At 40.5% G+C, this 16,914-nt stretch carries 11 protein-coding genes; 9 read left to right on the forward strand and 2 right to left on the reverse strand.

Annotation, left to right across the window (positions count from 1 at the left end; all coding sequences use genetic code 11):
- The first annotated feature begins 537 nt into the window (after positions 1-537).
- Positions 538-942 carry a Na-translocating system protein MpsC family protein gene (locus H6G14_RS16775; protein WP_190568483.1) on the forward strand — a complete coding sequence of 135 codons (405 nt, stop codon included), beginning with the start codon at positions 538-540 and terminating at the stop codon, positions 940-942.
- On the opposite strand, the gene H6G14_RS16780 is transcribed toward H6G14_RS16775, so the two are convergent.
- Positions 905-1,306, reverse strand: a complete 402-nt coding sequence (locus H6G14_RS16780) for a response regulator (protein WP_190568484.1) — start codon at positions 1,304-1,306, stop codon at positions 905-907. The two genes, H6G14_RS16775 and H6G14_RS16780, sit on opposite strands and share 38 nt — an antisense overlap.
- A 568-nt stretch (positions 1,307-1,874) precedes the next feature.
- Between H6G14_RS16780 and H6G14_RS16785 the strand changes: the two genes are divergently transcribed.
- From H6G14_RS16785 to H6G14_RS16820, 8 genes are all read left to right on the forward strand, one after another.
- A complete protein-coding gene (locus H6G14_RS16785) occupies positions 1,875-2,912 on the forward strand; it encodes a FecCD family ABC transporter permease (protein ID WP_190568485.1) in 1,038 nt (345 codons plus the stop codon).
- A gap of 86 nt (positions 2,913-2,998) precedes the next feature.
- Positions 2,999-3,778, forward strand: a complete 780-nt coding sequence (locus tag H6G14_RS16790; RefSeq protein WP_190568486.1) for an ABC transporter ATP-binding protein — start codon at positions 2,999-3,001, stop codon at positions 3,776-3,778.
- 322 nt (positions 3,779-4,100) lie between these two features.
- Positions 4,101-6,734, forward strand: coding sequence for a TonB-dependent hemoglobin/transferrin/lactoferrin family receptor (locus tag H6G14_RS16795; protein WP_190568487.1), 2,634 nt, complete (start codon positions 4,101-4,103; stop codon positions 6,732-6,734).
- A gap of 11 nt (positions 6,735-6,745) precedes the next feature.
- On the forward strand, positions 6,746-7,633 hold the full coding sequence (locus H6G14_RS16800) for an ABC transporter substrate-binding protein (protein ID WP_190568488.1): 888 nt from the start codon (positions 6,746-6,748) through the stop codon (positions 7,631-7,633).
- A gap of 496 nt (positions 7,634-8,129) precedes the next feature.
- Complete coding sequence (locus H6G14_RS16805) at positions 8,130-8,402, forward strand: GlsB/YeaQ/YmgE family stress response membrane protein (protein ID WP_190568489.1); 273 nt, start codon at positions 8,130-8,132, stop codon at positions 8,400-8,402.
- Between the two features lie 171 nt (positions 8,403-8,573).
- Positions 8,574-9,266 carry a manganese catalase family protein gene (locus tag H6G14_RS16810; protein ID WP_190568490.1) on the forward strand — a complete coding sequence of 231 codons (693 nt, stop codon included), beginning with the start codon at positions 8,574-8,576 and terminating at the stop codon, positions 9,264-9,266.
- A 213-nt stretch (positions 9,267-9,479) separates the two neighbouring features.
- Entirely contained in the window at positions 9,480-10,208 is a 729-nt protein-coding gene (locus H6G14_RS16815) for a DUF3891 family protein (RefSeq protein WP_190568491.1), read from the forward strand.
- Positions 10,209-11,077: 869 nt separating this feature from the next.
- Positions 11,078-14,971: a PAS domain S-box protein gene (locus tag H6G14_RS16820; protein ID WP_190568492.1), complete on the forward strand. Its 3,894-nt coding sequence runs from the start codon at positions 11,078-11,080 to the stop codon at positions 14,969-14,971.
- 299 nt (positions 14,972-15,270) lie between these two features.
- Here the strand turns inward: H6G14_RS16820 and purH are convergent, their stop codons facing one another.
- Positions 15,271-16,791, reverse strand: a complete 1,521-nt coding sequence (purH, locus tag H6G14_RS16825) for a bifunctional phosphoribosylaminoimidazolecarboxamide formyltransferase/IMP cyclohydrolase (protein ID WP_190568493.1) — start codon at positions 16,789-16,791, stop codon at positions 15,271-15,273.
- Positions 16,792-16,914: the final 123 nt, after the last annotated feature.

Below are 16,914 nucleotides of genomic sequence, written 5' to 3' on the forward strand. Positions count from 1 at the left end.
AATTTATCAAGTTCAGCACATAAAGCATTATTTCTCACTCACCAAGTCAATTAAGCTGATATATTAAGTAGGAACACACAAATAAACTTAATGATATTAAGTCAATATCAAGATGAGATGAATCATAACTTTTTTCTCCTACCTGAGCAAAATGATAAATATACGCTGTGGCGTACTTATAATATTTTATATATGTAGCTTATTTATTTAAGTAATTGCTGTGCAGAGGACAAATCATGGCACTCAATTTGAGTGCGTAACTGAATCATCATCTTCATCAAGTTTACATATTTTTCATATAAAAAATTTAAAAAATATAGGTATGATATCACGGGATAAATTTTAAATTCCAATAGTAAAATATAACAGTTAGCCAATAAGTACAGGTAAAAAGTGACCACAACACTGAAGGATCAGAGCTTTTAAGTATACTATCTGCTTGCTATGTATATTTATGAAGTATTTTTCATTTACCTGTAACTTGAATAATTATTGATTGCTTCAGTAACAAAATTGGTTGATTGCACTTAAAGAATAATGGGAAACCCAACTATTGGACAATTAGAAAGAGAGATTTCACAACGTGTCAGTTCTCTGTATAGCGAGAAGCTGGGGCAAAGACCCAAGCAAATCATTTGTCACTTCTTTGATTCTGAATTGGTTATTTCTTTAGAAAATTCAGTTACCCAAACTGAGCGTACACTGTTGGATGAAGGTCATGAAACTTTAGTCGAACAAATAAGACTATTGCTAGATAAAATAATTAAAACAGAAATACAAATTCTCATCGAGAAAGTGATTGGCAAGCCTATTCTTGATGTGATGAGCAATACAAATTTAGCCACAGGTCGTACAGGCATTATCGTGATTTTAGACGAGTTACCCGCAGTACGCAATCCAGAATCTATTCCGAAAGCAAATTGGAAGAATGCAGCCGAGTAACATAATGAGTAATCAAAGTATTTAACTGAACAAAATTATATGGTTTGGTAACGTAGTCATCAGCACCTGTAAGAAAAAGGTGGTCTTGATTCTGCACCAAAATAAAAGGTATAACAGCAATAATGGGAATGTTTGCTGTTTTTGAATCTTGTTTGAGGTGATTAATTACTTGGCTACCACTTAAATCCGACAATATCATATCTAGTATGATGAGATCCGGTTTTTGAGTTTGTGCCAAAATAATTGCGCTAACTCCTTGCTTGGCACAAATACAATCATAATTTAAAGTTTTTAGGTGGGAATTTAACAGTTCCAAATTATGCAGATTTTCTTCTACAATTAAAATCAATGACCGTCTATCCATAAAAAATAGTCACCCTTCATGCAAGGCTATACACCCAAAATTCACTACTCGGTTGAGTGTTATAAATCACTCCCAATAGTGGTCATATTCTTTAGTAAGTGATTTGATGGATGTACGAGGCTGACTTCATGCGGCTGAGTGCGGCTTGATATGACTGGCTCGTATGTTCTCGACTAGGTTGAATATATTACGCTGGTGTTGAGGGTAAACGGTAACAAGCTAGTAAGTACATCAATGTAATATCTTGATTCTAAATTCCTTCCCGGTCAATGGTAGTTGCAACTTTCCTATGTATTAATTTATTCATTAGTACAGAGTAGCTGCTTTAATACTATATTTTTGGATATGCTAAACCTGTAGTGCAACAGCTGTCAAGTTTTCGGCGATCGCTATTCAGGAGAGCTAATATTAATAGTATGAATTGCCAATATTTCATCACTTCTACGACAACCCGTCTCTTGACACAGGTATTTAATTAGAATTATTCTCATTCTTAGTAGATTTGATATCTGTTACCACTATATTTTTATTAAGTCAAGTATTTATTATCAGCAGTCCAGATTAATCCATGAAACTAAAGCAGCGACAGCAAAAAATGTTCAAGAATGTTAGCGCTGCTTCTAGAAACGAAGCGCGGGTATTTTTAGCTACCTTATTTTTAGTTGTTGTTCTCGTTTTGGCAATAGGCGCTTCTTTATCTTTTGGTGCTGTCCCCATGACACCAGAACAATTGTGGCTAGCGATTTGGCGACAGGGAGAGCAAATTTATCAAACCATTCTGTGGGACTTGCGCCTACCAAGAACCATAGCAGCGATTTTGGTGGGTGCAGCTTTAGGAATGTCAGGTTCCCTACTCCAGGGAATGTTACGCAACGGACTAGCCGACCCCTTTTTACTGGGGATTTCTGCGGGTGCTGGTTTGGTAGCGATCGCCATGTTTAGTTTAGGGGTATTCTTAGCTTGGGTTCCCTTGGCGGCCTGGGTCGGGGGAGTACTGACGACAGTGATTGTCTATTTTTTAGCCAGAACTGGAGATGGTATTTCTGTAGAAAGGCTGATTTTGGGTGGTGTGGCAGTAAGCGCCATGTTTGGGGCGATACAGTCTGTTTTGCTGCTATTAACAGAAGATGGCAGGATACAGTCCGCCTTAAATTGGCTGATTGGCAGTTTAAATGGCCGGGGATGGGCAGAAGTGACTACGGCTGGTGCTTATATTAGTGTGGCATTAGTCTTGGGATGTTTATTAGCGCGATCTGTCAACTTATTGAACCTGGGGGATGAACTAGCCGTCAGTTTAGGGGTTTCCTTGGGGCGATCGCGCATTTTCATCGGCGGAGTTGCTACACTATTAGCCGCAGGTGCCGTCAGTATTGGCGGTTTGATTGGTTTTGTTGGTTTAATTGTCCCCCACGGTATCCGCTTACTAGTAGGCACAGATTATCGCGCCGTCTTACCACTCAGCGCCTTGGGAGGTGCATTAGTCATGACCATTGCAGACTTACTTTCCCGCCTGGGTGCAGTAGAACTCCCAGTTGGTTCCGTCACCGCGTTGCTAGGTTCACCGTTATTTATTTGGTTACTTTATCGGCGTAAAAGCGGAATTTGAACTTCTAGAAATTACGAATGAAAATGAAAATCAAGGGTTTAGGGAAAGCTTTCCGAATTTTGAATTTTGAATCTTGAATTGTTAATATGCCTCTAGAAACGCAAAACTTAACGGGTGGATATACAGCGAAAACTGTAGTTAAAAACATCTCCTTAGTAATTGAAAAAGGTGAATGGTTGAGTTTAGTAGGTGCGAATGGTTCTGGTAAATCTACCCTACTAAAACTCATGAGTCGTTTATTAGTTCCCCAAACAGGAATTGTATTATTAGATGGGAAAGCAATTCATACTCAACCCGCCAATATTGTCGCTCAAAAACTAGCCTTATTACCCCAACAGCAAGCAATTCCCCCAGGTTTAACAGTCAGGCAATTGGTATCATTAGGGCGTACTCCACACCAACCTTGGTGGCAATGGGAATTAAATGTAGAAGATAGAGAAAAAATTGCTGAGGCTTTACATTTAACTCAGATGGAAAGCTATCAGGAGCGTTTAGTAGAGCAACTTTCTGGTGGTGAAAGACAAAGAGCTTTTTTAGCACTGGCTTTAGCCCAAGACCCGCAAATTTTGTTATTAGATGAACCCACAACTTATTTAGATATTCGCTATCAATTAGAACTATTAGAACTATTGAAAAATTTGAATCAAAAGCCAGGTATTACGATTTTAACCGTTTTACATGAAATCAACTTAGCTGCTAGATATAGTTCTCGGATTGCTCTACTTTATCAAGGTAATATTTTTGCTTTAGGAGAACCAGAAATTGTTCTCACCCCAGAAAATTTAGCTGAAGTGTTAGGCGTAGAAGTTGCCATCTTAAATACTCCTGTAGGATTGCAAATTTGTCCCTTAGCTCCAATTCAATAAAAATTTCGTCGGTAATATATACATACGTAAGTAAATATAAATGATATCTATACGGTAAGTATGATAATCATTATCAAAAAAATGGTATACTAAACATTGATAATAAATAAGCATCTACCTAAAGTAATGATCAAGATAAAACCTGCATCGCAGAGATATTAAAAACCACCAAAAATTGGATTTTTCACAGAATCTCATACCAATAATATTTACCCAATTCATAAATAGATGAAGGTAAATATTATAACTTCATTTTGCCATTAATCATGATATTAATGGCGTGATTTTCGTGCGTCTTAATTTTTTTTGCTGAGGAGAGTTCATGAAATATTATTTGTTCACAGCAGTTTTGGCAGTGACAATTCCTATAGCTGCACTGGGAAATGAAATACCAGTCAATAATACTCCAGTTAATCAGGCAGAAAATGCCAAGTTAACTGAAATCAAAGCCATTAATATTGAGGAAGTTGACAAAGGAATCAGCATCATCATAGAAACAGCTAGTGGAGAAATTCCTGAAGGGGAAATTATTGAAAATAGCACCGATGTAGTTATTAAATTAAGCAATGTCAAACTGAATCTTCCTGACGGTAATAACTTCATTAAAGATAAACCTATTCCAGGAATCAATTCTCTCACCGTCACTCAACAATCTGCAACAGAAGTAGAAATCAAAATCGTTGGAGATGGAACATTACCAAACGTTGAACAACGAGAAAGTCAACAAGGACTGGCGTTGAGTGTCATTCCCACACCCAAAGTAGTAGCGGATGAAAATACCATAGAACTCAACGTCGTGGGAAACCGTGACGCAAATGAAACAGCACCAGCTAACGTCACCATTATCGATAGGGAACAAATAGAAAAACAACAAGCGCGAGATGTTAGAGACTTATTGCGTTATGAACCAGGGATTTCCGTACCCTACGACAGTCGCGGTGGTTTACAAGGAATCAACGTGCGAGGGTTGAGTGGAAATCGCGTCAATCTGCAAGTAGATGGTATTCGTCTACCTTATGAATATAGCTATGGTGCTACTCGTCTGGGTAGAGACTTTGTAGATATTGAAACCTTAAACGCTTTAGAAATTTTCCGAGGAAATAATTCCGCAGTATTAGGAAGTGACGCGTTAGGTGGAACAGTTAATTTTGCAACCGCTAGAACTGGAAGTCTCTTAGAGAGTATTGGTAAAGACTCTTATACAAGTGTTCGCGCACAATATAGTAGTAAAGATAGCGGTTTTGTCGGGACATTTGTCCAAGCAAATCGGTTGGATAATATCGATACCCTATTTATCTATACCCGACGTGATAGTGGGTCATTAGAAGTAGCTGGAGGAAACAGCATTTATCAAGATGACCAAGATAGAACCCGCAATAACTTTCTAGGAAAATTAACTTATAACTTTAATCAGGAAAGTTTTCTGGAATTGACTGGAGAATATTTCAACAACATTACTGATAGTCGATTCTCCACCGCCAACTTACCGGGAATGATTTTTGAAGCTTCAACTCAAGATTTACAAGAAGAAGTCACAACAACTCGCAGCAGATTTAGTTTAGGATATCAATACGATAATCCCAACAGCAAATCATGGTTGCAATTTGCCCGTGCGAATCTTTATTACCAAAATGCAATTACCGAAGAAGATAGTAACAGGAGTGTCCGCAGTGCTGGAACTATCAGAACAGAAGCAGCAGATAAAGATTTAACCGACAGAGTTCAAGGGGCAAATGTTCAACTCCGGAGTGATTTTAATATAGGGGATATCAAAAATAGTCTCACCTCTGGCTTAGAAATTTCCCACAACTACAACGAGCGCAATTACTTTAACTTTATTACTACCACAGGCACAAGAGTAAATGCAGCCGGATTCCCCCAGAAAGACTTTCCTGATAGCGATACTTTCCGCTTTGGTACTTACTTACAAAATGAAATTTCCTTTGGTGATGGTAAAGTAAAATTAATCCCTGGCTTGCGCTTTGATGTTTACAACTTAACCACAGCAAATAATCCTGAATTTACACAAAAACAGCAAGGTGTTGATGCGGTAAACTACTCCACATCTGCACTTTCTCCCAGCTTAGGAATTGTCTATGAACCATCTCCAGGGTTAACATTATTTAGTAGATATTCCCGTGGGTTTCGTCCCCCACTATATAGCGAACTAAATTTTGCTTTTCGCGCTGATATTCCATTACGACCCCATAAAGGCATTTCTAACCCCGACTTACAAGCAGAAACCAGCAACAACTTTGAACTAGGATTACGTAGCCGTTCTCAACAATTTGATTTTGATATTACTGGCTTCTACAATCGTTATAGAAACTTCATTGAACCATCTGTATTTGTTGGTTTTGACCCCAATGATTTCGGGACATTTAGAACGGCTGGAAGAGCGATTCCTTTCCAGATTTTTCAGGCGCAGAATATACCAGATGCAGAAATTTTTGGCTTAGAAATTAAAACAGCTTACCGATTTAGTCAAGAACCTGGTGGTTTTAGCTTAAAAGGCGCTTTAGGTTGGCAAATTGGTAATGATTTAACCAAAGATATCCCCTTAACTACGATTAATCCTTTACAAGCCGTCATTGGTTTAGGATATCAGTCTCCAAATGATATATGGGGTGCAGAATTAATCGGTACTTTTGTCGCTCAAGCTAGAGAACAAGCATTAGTTGATGACCAAACCAGTGTACAGAATGGTGGACAACCAACCAGAAGAATCGATTTTTATGAACCTGATGCTTATACCTTAGTGGATTTTGTTGGTTACTACAATATCAATCCTAATCTCACATTAACGGCTGGTGTTTATAACATCTTTAATACTGAATATTATCAGTATGCTGATGTGCGGACAATTAATAGTAATGCTACAGCTTTTGCAGCGCAACGGGGGCGTTATACTCAACCTGGGACAAATTTCGCTATTAGTTTGAATTGGAGATTTTGAAGAGGTTAGTTATGAATAAACATCTGATATTATGGGCGATGTCTTTTTTGGTGATTGTTAATTTATGGGGTTGTACAAATAATCAAAATAATTCTACAGCTACAGATACAAAACAGGCTGCATCGCAACCAATCATATTAGCAAACAGGGTAGTAGCATTGACACCGTTAGGTGCAGATTTAATTTACAACTTGGATAAAAGCAAACTATTGGCTGTTCCGGCTGGCAGATATACCGATGTAGTGGCTAAAGCTAAATTTGCTGAATTACCGAGAATTGGCGGGAGGGGTAACATTAACTTAGAAAAAATTGTGGCTTTAAAACCAGATTTAGTCATTGGTTCAGAAACATTTCAAGGTCAGATTTTAAATAAACTCCAGGAATTAGGAATTAACACAGTTTCTCATGAAACGAGGAGTTGGGATGATTTGAAAAGTTTGACAGAAGATTTAGCTGGACGTATCGGCGCTGACCCGAAACCAATTTTAGATAAATACCAATCCTTCATAGCTCAAATTCCCGAAAATGGTAAATCTGTTTTAGTATTAGTTAGTACTCAGCCAACCTTATCCCCTAATAAAAATAGTTGGTCTGGTGATTTACTAGAGAAATTTGAATACAAAAATGTCACAGGAGATTTACAAGCTAATACCAGATTTCAAGGCTATTTAACTCTCTCACAAGAGCAAATACTAGCTACTAATCCAGAGAAAATATTTATCATGGAATCTGATAATGTGAATCCAGATGATTTTAAAAAACTACCTTTTTGGAATCAACTAAAAGCAACACAAAATAACCAAGTCTACATTTTCCATCATGATGGTTTAATTAGTCCTACTAGCGTAAATACAGTGGAAGAAGTGACTAATAAGTTACGCCAGACAGCATCAAATTAGGGACTTGTACCATAGCAATGATCTGTTTTTTACAATTATCAATCAGATCTCATGAAGTGTTAATTTATCCATGAGATGGGGTTTGTGAGTAGGGACGTTGCATACAACGTCTCTACATCATTAATTTGGCCCAACTTCATAGAGAATTGGTATTAATTGAAACATCCAGCTAAGATAAAGCCCTCGTAAAACAAGGCTGACAAGTCTGTCAACCGTCAACAGCTATATTTAAATATCTTTCTCTAGAAAGATAGTCAATATTTCTGTTTTATAGTTACGTATTTTTGGATTCTTTTTTTAAGAAAAGTCTTTTGAGAAAATCCATTTATTAAACAATTAATGGTAAGAAGCAGGAATATAAATATGTCTGTATTCCGTTAGCAGAAAGCTTTTATATCTATCTTCTGGATTTTGTATTTATCTCATTTGGGAGAAACAATTGTAAAGCAGACTTAGTAATCTTAATACAGATGCAAGTTAATTTTTTGAGGTAACTATGAATATTATTGCATGGGTAGTATTAGGTTTATTAGCTGGTGCGATCGCCAAAGCCATTTATCCAGGTACACAAGGCGGTGGTATCCTGTCCACAATGATTTTAGGTATCATCGGTGCTTTTATTGGCGGCAGTTTATATAGCCTATTCGCAACGGGAACTTTACAGTTGACAGCTACTAGTCTGAGTCTTCCTGGTCTGTTAATTGCTGTCCTTGGTGCGATGGTTGCTATTTATTTGTGGGGACTACTCAGCAGAAGCAGAAGTGTATAGCTTTAACAGGCGAAAGGCGAACTCAAGATCTACTTAAATATTAAGTTTCTGGTTTGACTGACTCCGAATAGTTAAATACTTTTGCCTTCCTATAGCAGTTTAAATAGATTGGCTAGCAACTGAATGTTTGGTTAGTCTTCTCTTTGTTGAAAATAATCACAGGGGCAATTCATGTTTTTTCACAAGAAAGAGCCGATTCACGTCGTAGATATCGGTGAAGCCAACCCTCGTTTTGCTCAATTGCTTCTAGAGCAATTTGGCGGAGCAACGGGAGAACTATCAGCAGCTTTACAATACTGGGTGCAGTCATTCCACGTTGAAAACGCGGGAATTAAAGATATGCTGCAAGATATCGCCATCGAAGAATTTAGCCATTTAGAGATGGTTGGCAAACTCATCGAAGCGCATACGAAAAACGTAGATCAAACAGAGGCTTATAAAAGTACTCTCTTTGCTGTCAGGGGTATTGGGCCTCACTTCTTAGATAGTCAAGGTAATGCTTGGACAGCAAATTACCTCAATGAAGGTGGAGATGTAGTTCGGGATTTGAGGGCGAACATTGCGGCGGAAGCTGGCGCGCGTCAAACCTACGAAGAGCTAATCAAACTATCACCAGACGAAGGAACTAAGCAAACTCTAGTTCATCTCCTCACACGAGAAATTTCTCATACCCAGATGTTTATGAAAGCTTTAGATTCACTGGGTAAATTAACAGATCCATTCTTTGGTAATGTCCAACCTGACGAAACAGTAGAACTCTACTATAACCTATCATCCAATGGTAACGGTCATGATGAACGCGGCCCTTGGAACTCCGAGCCAACATTCAAATATGTTGCTAACCCACTAGAAAAACATTCCTAATTCCATACGTTGTAATTAAAGTTTAGTTAGGTTTGGGGTGCAAACAGGTCTATTAATGAAGTTACCCGACGGATGTATTTCCAAGTTGGGTAACTAATTTATTAAATATGCTAAAACCTCCCTTATCCTCATGATAATTATTTCTGTTGACCTACTTATATTTGATAAGAATTTATTTTAAAAATCACAATTTAAACTTTAGGAGATGGATTTGTGATTGTGAATGCAACACCAACCGGATGGGAAGTGATTTATCATCGTTCCCACGCATTGTTAGCAGCACAAATAGCAGGACAATGGCAACGGAAAAACGCTCCCACCAGAATATACGAAACCTTAGCAGCAATTTCTCATCACGATGATTTAGAGAAAGAATGGGAGGAAGATAATTTAACTGAAGCAGGCGCGCCAATGGATTTCATGATGAACAAAGAAGCTTCTGTGGAAAAACTGGCGAGTCTTGTTAAAAATGCTCGTTACCGGGGACGATGGGTAACTTTATTAATTTCTATGCACATTAGCCGTTTGACAGAACCAAAACGGGGACAGTCGGCTGAATTAGACGCTTTTTTGGATGAACAGCTAGAAAATCAAAAGCGCTGGCGTGAAGAACTAGGGATAGAAAAAGATGAGGTAGATGCAGCCTATAGGTTCATGCAGTGGTGCGATCGCCTGTCTCTCATCTTATGTCAAAAAGAACTACCTGCCGATGAACGGTTTTTAGAAATTAGTAAAGGCCCGGATGGTCAACGCTATGACATCATGCAACGCAGCGATAATTTAGTCACAGTCAAACCTTGGCCTTTTGAAGACGATAAGTTTACGGTCAATGTGGAAGCTTGTGACTTACAAGAAGTCAAATTTGCCAGTAACGCCAAACTAACTCAAGCCCTACAAACAGCTCCTATCAAGGTGCTAGAGTGGACTTTCGTTAAAAATTAACAATTTGCCAATAATTAAAAAGCGCCTGGGAGTGTTGCCGTGTTTCCACCCCAGACGCTTTTTAGTTTCAACTTGCTCCTCACACACAAATAGAGAATATCACTTGTTATTTTATTTAGCAAGTATATTGTGTGACACTTCCCCAACTGCACAGAAAAGTCCCAGGATAGCCTCAATCAAAAAGCGCCTGGGAGTGTTGCCGTGTTTCCACCCCAGGCGCTTTTTATTTTTAACTTGCTCCTCACACACAAATAAACAATAGCACTTGCGGTCATAAATAGTAAATCTATCCTGTGACAGTTTGCTATATGCACAAAATAGGAGTACTTCGCCGAAATTTTCCCATTCCTGTTCACTGGGACAACTAACACCCACAACTCTACAAAAAAGCACCTGGGAGTGTTGCCGTGTTTCCACCCCAGGCGCTTTCTATTTTTAACTTGCTCCTCACACACAAATAGAACGTATCACTTATTTTTTGAGAAGACAAGTATAATGTGTGACTCTTTATGAATTCTTTAAAGAAAATATCGGGATCGGTAATAACTTAGTAAAGATTCTTAACATAAGATATCCCACTTATTCCCCGACTAAGCTGATTTAAGCAAAACACTATGTGAATCCAACAAAGCTATAATTTTAAAGGCAACATTAACCAGACTGCCAAACAAAGCTCTCGAAGAAATGAAGTTGTATTTATGAACTTTGTAAAACACCAAGTTATAAAAGTTACCTATTTCCCAGTTTCCTACTTCAAAAGTAAGATTTCCGACTAATCAATCTGTAATATGTATCTCAAGATTGTTGCCACTTGCAAAAAAAATACTTGATTTTTCATCAAAACGTTACTGCTAAGGATTAATCGCAGTATGTCAAATATCCAGCGCTCTCATTTGCAGCGTTATTGTATTTCTATTTTATCGGTAGTATTGGCGCTGTTGCTAGGTTTAACGCTGGGAAGATATTTCAAAGTAGAGATTTCACCACTGTTTTTTGCATCTGTAGTCTTTAGTAGTTGGTACGGAGGATTAGCACCAGGTTTAGTTGCTACAGTCTTGAGTATTTTATTGAAGAATTACTTTTTTATCGCGCCATTCAATTCACTATTTGTTAACCAAGGGAGTGATTTACTCAATTTAATCGTCTTTGGCTCCGTAGCAGTATTAATTAGTTCGTTAAATTCGCAAGTCCGTGCTGCGAGGCAAATGTCTGAGGCAAAACTAGCTAAGTTGAAAGTGAATTATCACCACTTGTTAGAGACAGCCCATGAAGGGATTTGGATATTTGACAGTGAAGGAAAGACAGAATATGTCAACCCTCAGCTTGCCCAAATGCTTGGTTACAGCGTTGAACAAATAAGCGATCGCTCAATCTTTAATTTTTTGGAACCCCAGGCGCAGTTGGAAATTGAGCAATGGCTAGAGCAACAGCAAAAGTACCATCACCAAACGCAACAGAAGTTTGATTTACGTTTACAACACCACGATGGAGCGTCACTTTGGGTAATTGTTTCTCTCAGTTCCATACTGGATAAGCATAGAAGATTTTCTGGTGCGATCGCCATGCTCACAGATATTACAGAGCGTAAGCAGGCTGAAGAGACTCTAGCACAGGGACAGGCAAAGCGTGACCTCGAACGCCAACGCCTGCGCGCCATCCTTGATATTCTGCCAATGGGAGTAGTGATTTCTGACGCTAAAGGACAGCTTTTAGAAATTAATCCTGGTGCAAAAGCGATTTGGGGAGAAGATGCGCCCTTGCTCGATAACACCAGTCAATATCATCAATATAAAGGATGGTGGCCGGATACAGGTAAACCCCTGACAGCAGAAGAATGGACACTAGCCCGTACCCTAGCTACAGGTGAGGCGATAATTGGGGAAGAGATTGATATTGAAACATTTGATGGCAAACGGAAAACCATCCTCAATTCTGCCGTACCCATTTGTGATGCCAAGGGAACAATAGTTAATGCAGTCACGGTGAATGTAGATATTACTGAGCGTAAACGGGTAGAAGCCGCTTTCAGGCAAAGTGAAGCGCTAGCAAAAGCACGGGCAGAAGAACTCGAAACGATCATGGAAACTGTGCCGGCTGCCGTCTGGATTGCACATGATCCTCATTGCCATTCCATGAGCGTCAATCGTGCTGCTTATGACATGATGCGAGTACCACCAGGTTCTGTAATGACCGCAACCCCAGCTAGTGGAGGATATCCCTTTCCTTTTAAAATCCAAAAAAATGGTCAAGATATTCCTCTGAATGAGTTGGCAATGCAGCAAGCCGGACTGACTGGACAAGAAGTGGAAGCGGAAGTTGAATTTGTCTTCAGCCCGGAGGATGTACGACACATTTACGGTAAGGCTATCCCTTTACGCGATCCAAATGGTAATGTCCGAGGTGTGATTGGGGCATTTTTGGATGTTACCGAACGCCAGCAGTTGATGTCTTTGTTACAACAAAAACAAGAATGGCTCGATTTAGCACAGAAGTCAGGAAAAATAGGCAGTTTTGACTGGAAATTGCCTAGTAATATCAATGTTTGGTCACAAGAATTAGAAGAAATTTATGGATTGCAGCCTGGTGAATTTGGCGGTACTTTTGAAGACTGGGCAAAATGTGTTCATCCCGATGATTTAGCTAGGGTAGAAGTGGAATTGCAGGAATTGTTGAACACAGGCTCGAAGGAATTTTTTAGTGATTTTCGCATCATTCGTCAGGACGGAAGCCTTTGTTGGCTACAATCGAGAGCCAGAGTTTTCTATGATGATCATGGTCAACCATTACGGATGGTGGGAGTGAATATCGATGTGACTGAGCGCAAGCAAGCAGAAGCAGCGCTACAGCAAAGTGAGGCTAGATTAAAAAGATTATTGCAATCGAGTATTATTGGCATTATTGAGGCAGATTCAGAACGAATTAATTTTGCTAACGATGCCTTCCTGAAAATGGTGGGCTATACCCAGGAAGACTTGCTCACAGGAAAGTTGCGTTGGCAAGACATGACTCCACCAGAATACAGCGAACTGGATCAAGCCAAGGTGGCGGAAGTGATAAACTCTGGGTTCTGCATTCCCTTTGAGAAGGAGTATATCCGTAAAGACGGCTCTCGTGTTCCTATTTTATTAGGTGCTGCCCGATTAAGTTCCAGCCCATTAACATGGGTGTGCTTTATTCTCGATTTAACTGATCGCAAACAAGCAGAAGCCGCTCTACAACAAAGTGAATTGATGTTCCGCACACTAGCGGACACCATGCCGCAAATGTTTTGGATTACCCAGCCTAATGGCTACCATGAGTATTTCAATCAACGTTGGTATGACTATACAGGAACGACATTAGAACAAACCCAAGGCGAAGGATGGCAAAAGATACTACATCCTGATGATGTGGAACGCACAATAGAACACTGGCATGATTGCCTTGATACTGGCAAAGACTATGATATTGAGTATCGTTTGCGTCGTGCTGTTGATGGGGAATATCGTTGGCATTTAGGCAGAGCTTTTCCTTTAAGAGACAAAAATGGTCAAATTTTGAAATGGTTTGGTTCCTGCACAGATATTCACGACCAAAAGTTAGCAATTGAAGAACGCGCCCAGGCTTGGGAACAGGAACGTGCAGCCAGGATAGAGTTAGAACGAGCCAACCGGATGAAAGATGATTTCTTGGCAATAGTTTCTCACGAGTTGCGATCGCCCCTCAATCCCATTCTCGGCTGGGCAAAACTCCTCAAGAGCCGCAAACTGGATACATTCAAGACTCATCAAGCCCTAGAGGTGATCGAACGCAATGCCAAATTACAAGCCCGGTTAATCGACGATTTACTAGATGTTTCTCGGATTTTGCGCGGTAAGCTGAGTTTGAATGTCTGCACAGTTGACTTAGTCACCACCATCGAAGCAGCATTGGAAACTGTACGCTTAACGGCTGAAAGTAAATCGATTCACATCCAAACTGAGTTAACATCTCATGTGTGCAGAGTTGAAGGCGATCCCAACCGTTTACAACAAGTAGTGTGGAATCTACTGAGCAATGCCGTAAAATTCACACCGGAAGGCGGTCAAATAGAAGTCAGCCTAGAAAGAGTTGGTTCTTTAGCCCACATTCAAGTCAGGGATACAGGAAAAGGTATTAGTCTCGACTTTCTCCCCTATGTGTTTGAACGCTTCCGCCAAGCTGACGAGGTAACAACAAGAAAATTCGGGGGACTGGGGTTAGGGTTAGCCATAGTTCGTCATCTTGTAGAACTCCACGGTGGTTCTGTCCAGGTAACAAGCCCAGGAGAAGGATTAGGCACAGCATTTACAGTCAAACTACCCCTGATTGCTGTTTCGCAGATATATGAAGAGCATTTTATTCCAGACACCACCCCAAATCTGCAAGGCTTGCGTATGGTAGTTGTAGATGATGATGCCGATACTTTAGAACTACTCAGTTTTATTTTGGAACAGTATGGAGTGGAAGTTAAGGCAGTCAATTCAGCAAATGAAGCATTAGAGGCGATCGCTCACACCAAACCAGATTTATTATTAAGTGATATTGGAATGCCAGAAGTTGACGGCTATATGCTGATTAAGCAAATCAGAACAATGGAAGTAGCATCCGGCACAAAACTACCAGCGATCGCTCTCACCGCCTTTGCCGGCGAAACCAACTTTCAAAAGATTATGTCTGCTGGCTTCCAAAGGCATTTAACCAAACCTGTAGAACCATCGGAACTAGCCACAGTCATAGCCAACCTGATTCAAAGTAATTCGTAATTTTGCCAAGATAAAACCCTGACAATCAAAAGCTTTCAAGTCGGTCAACAGTCAACAATCAACCGTCAACAGCCATAAATTAAAAAGCGCCCAGAAGTGTTACCGTGTTTCCACTCTAAGCGCTCTTAATTTCAACTTGCTCCTCACACTATTAGAAGATAACACCGCCTTGAAACCAAAGCTCATGTTATCAGTGACACTTTCCTAACTGCACCATTGTGAGGGATTGGGGACTGGGCGAAAATATTGCAGTAAGTTTCTCCCCCTGCCTCCCCTGCCCCCCCTGCTTCCCCTGCCTCCTAATGTAAAAAATGCCGCACCCCAGTCAACACCATCAACAAACCCAATTCATTAGCAGCCTTGACGGAATCTTGATCCCGCAGGCTTCCCCCTGGCTGGACAATGGCGCTAATACCTGCGGCGGCGGCGGTTCTGACGGTATCATCGAAGGGGAAAAATCCATCGCTGGCGAGGATTGCACCTTTGGCTTTGTCCCCAGCTTGTTCTAGGGCAATTTTCGTTGAACCAATGCGGTTCATTTGTCCTGCACCTACACCTAGAGTAGTGCGATCGCTTGTCACAACAATAGCATTAGATTTAACGTGTTTGCAGACTTTCCACGCAAATAGCAATTCTGCTAATTCATCGGGTGTAGGTTGGCGTTCTGTGACTACTTGCCATTGACTTGTATCAGCAGCAATATCATCCGCAGCCTGCACCAGGAAACCCCCGGCGATTTGTTTGACTAAAGTTTTAGGCCCGGTACTCAAATCAGCCAAAGTCAACACCCGCACATTAGATTTCTTGGAGAGGATTTTTTGCGCTTCTGCATCACAATCAGGTGCAACCACACATTCTAAAAACGTCTTAGTTAACTCACTGGCTGTCGCTGCATCAATAGGACGGTTCAGGGCGACAATCCCCCCAAACGCCGAAGTAGCGTCAGCATTGAAAGCCTTTTGATAAGCTTCCACAATGGTATCTGCCAACGCCGTACCACAGGGATTGGTATGTTTAATAATCGTGGCGGCTGGTGTATCAGTGAACTCTGCAATAATGCGCCGGGCGGCTTCTAAGTCAACCAAATTATTGTAACTCAGTTCCTTACCTTGTAGTTTCTTGGCTGCTGCCCACCCTGTTGGCGTAGTCCCAGTTTGATACCAAGCTGCTGGCTGATGGGGATTCTCACCGTAACGCAGAGATTGTAATTCAGTACCGCTTAGGGTATGCTGTTGTGTGCCTGAGAGGTAAGAGGCAATGGCACTATCATAACTCGCCGTATGTAAAAACCCCTTCAAAGCCGCCTTTTGCCGAAATTCTAAGGAAGCTACTCCGTTATTTTGCCGTAATTCTTGCAGATATTCATCATACTGCGCCGGATCACATAATACTGTCAGATGGGCAAAATTCTTCGATGATGCCCGTAACATCGTCGGGCCGCCAATATCAATTTGTTCCACCGCTTCCGCCAACGTCACCCCTGGTTTAGCAATAGTTTCCTCAAACGGGTAAAGATTCACCACCACCAAATCAATCGGGCGAATTTGGTTATTTTCCAAATCCGTCAAATCACTAGGTACATCCCGCCTAGCCAAAATCCCCCCATGAATCCGGGGATGTAGAGTTTTCACCCGTCCACCCAAAATCTCTGGTGAACCCGTGTAATCTGCAACCTTCGTCACAGGTAAACCCGCATCCTTGAGGGCTTGGGCTGTCCCCCCACTGCTGATTAAATCAAACTCAAATTCCTCTACCAAGCGACGAGCTAAGTCAATTAAACCAGTCTTGTTAGATACACTCAGCAGTGCTAGACGCGCCATGTCTCAATTCCTCAGATGCCAAAGACCCCAATTTTCACACAACCCTGGCTTCACTTCAAGAGCACTGAGGATAATTCGTAACCAATCCCTTTTTGCTAACATTCCTTAAGAATACTGACTAAA

The sequence above is a fragment of the Nostoc parmelioides FACHB-3921 genome, assembly GCF_014696625.1.
In the GTDB taxonomy this organism is placed as follows: Bacteria; Cyanobacteriota; Cyanobacteriia; order Cyanobacteriales; family Nostocaceae; genus Trichormus; species Trichormus parmelioides.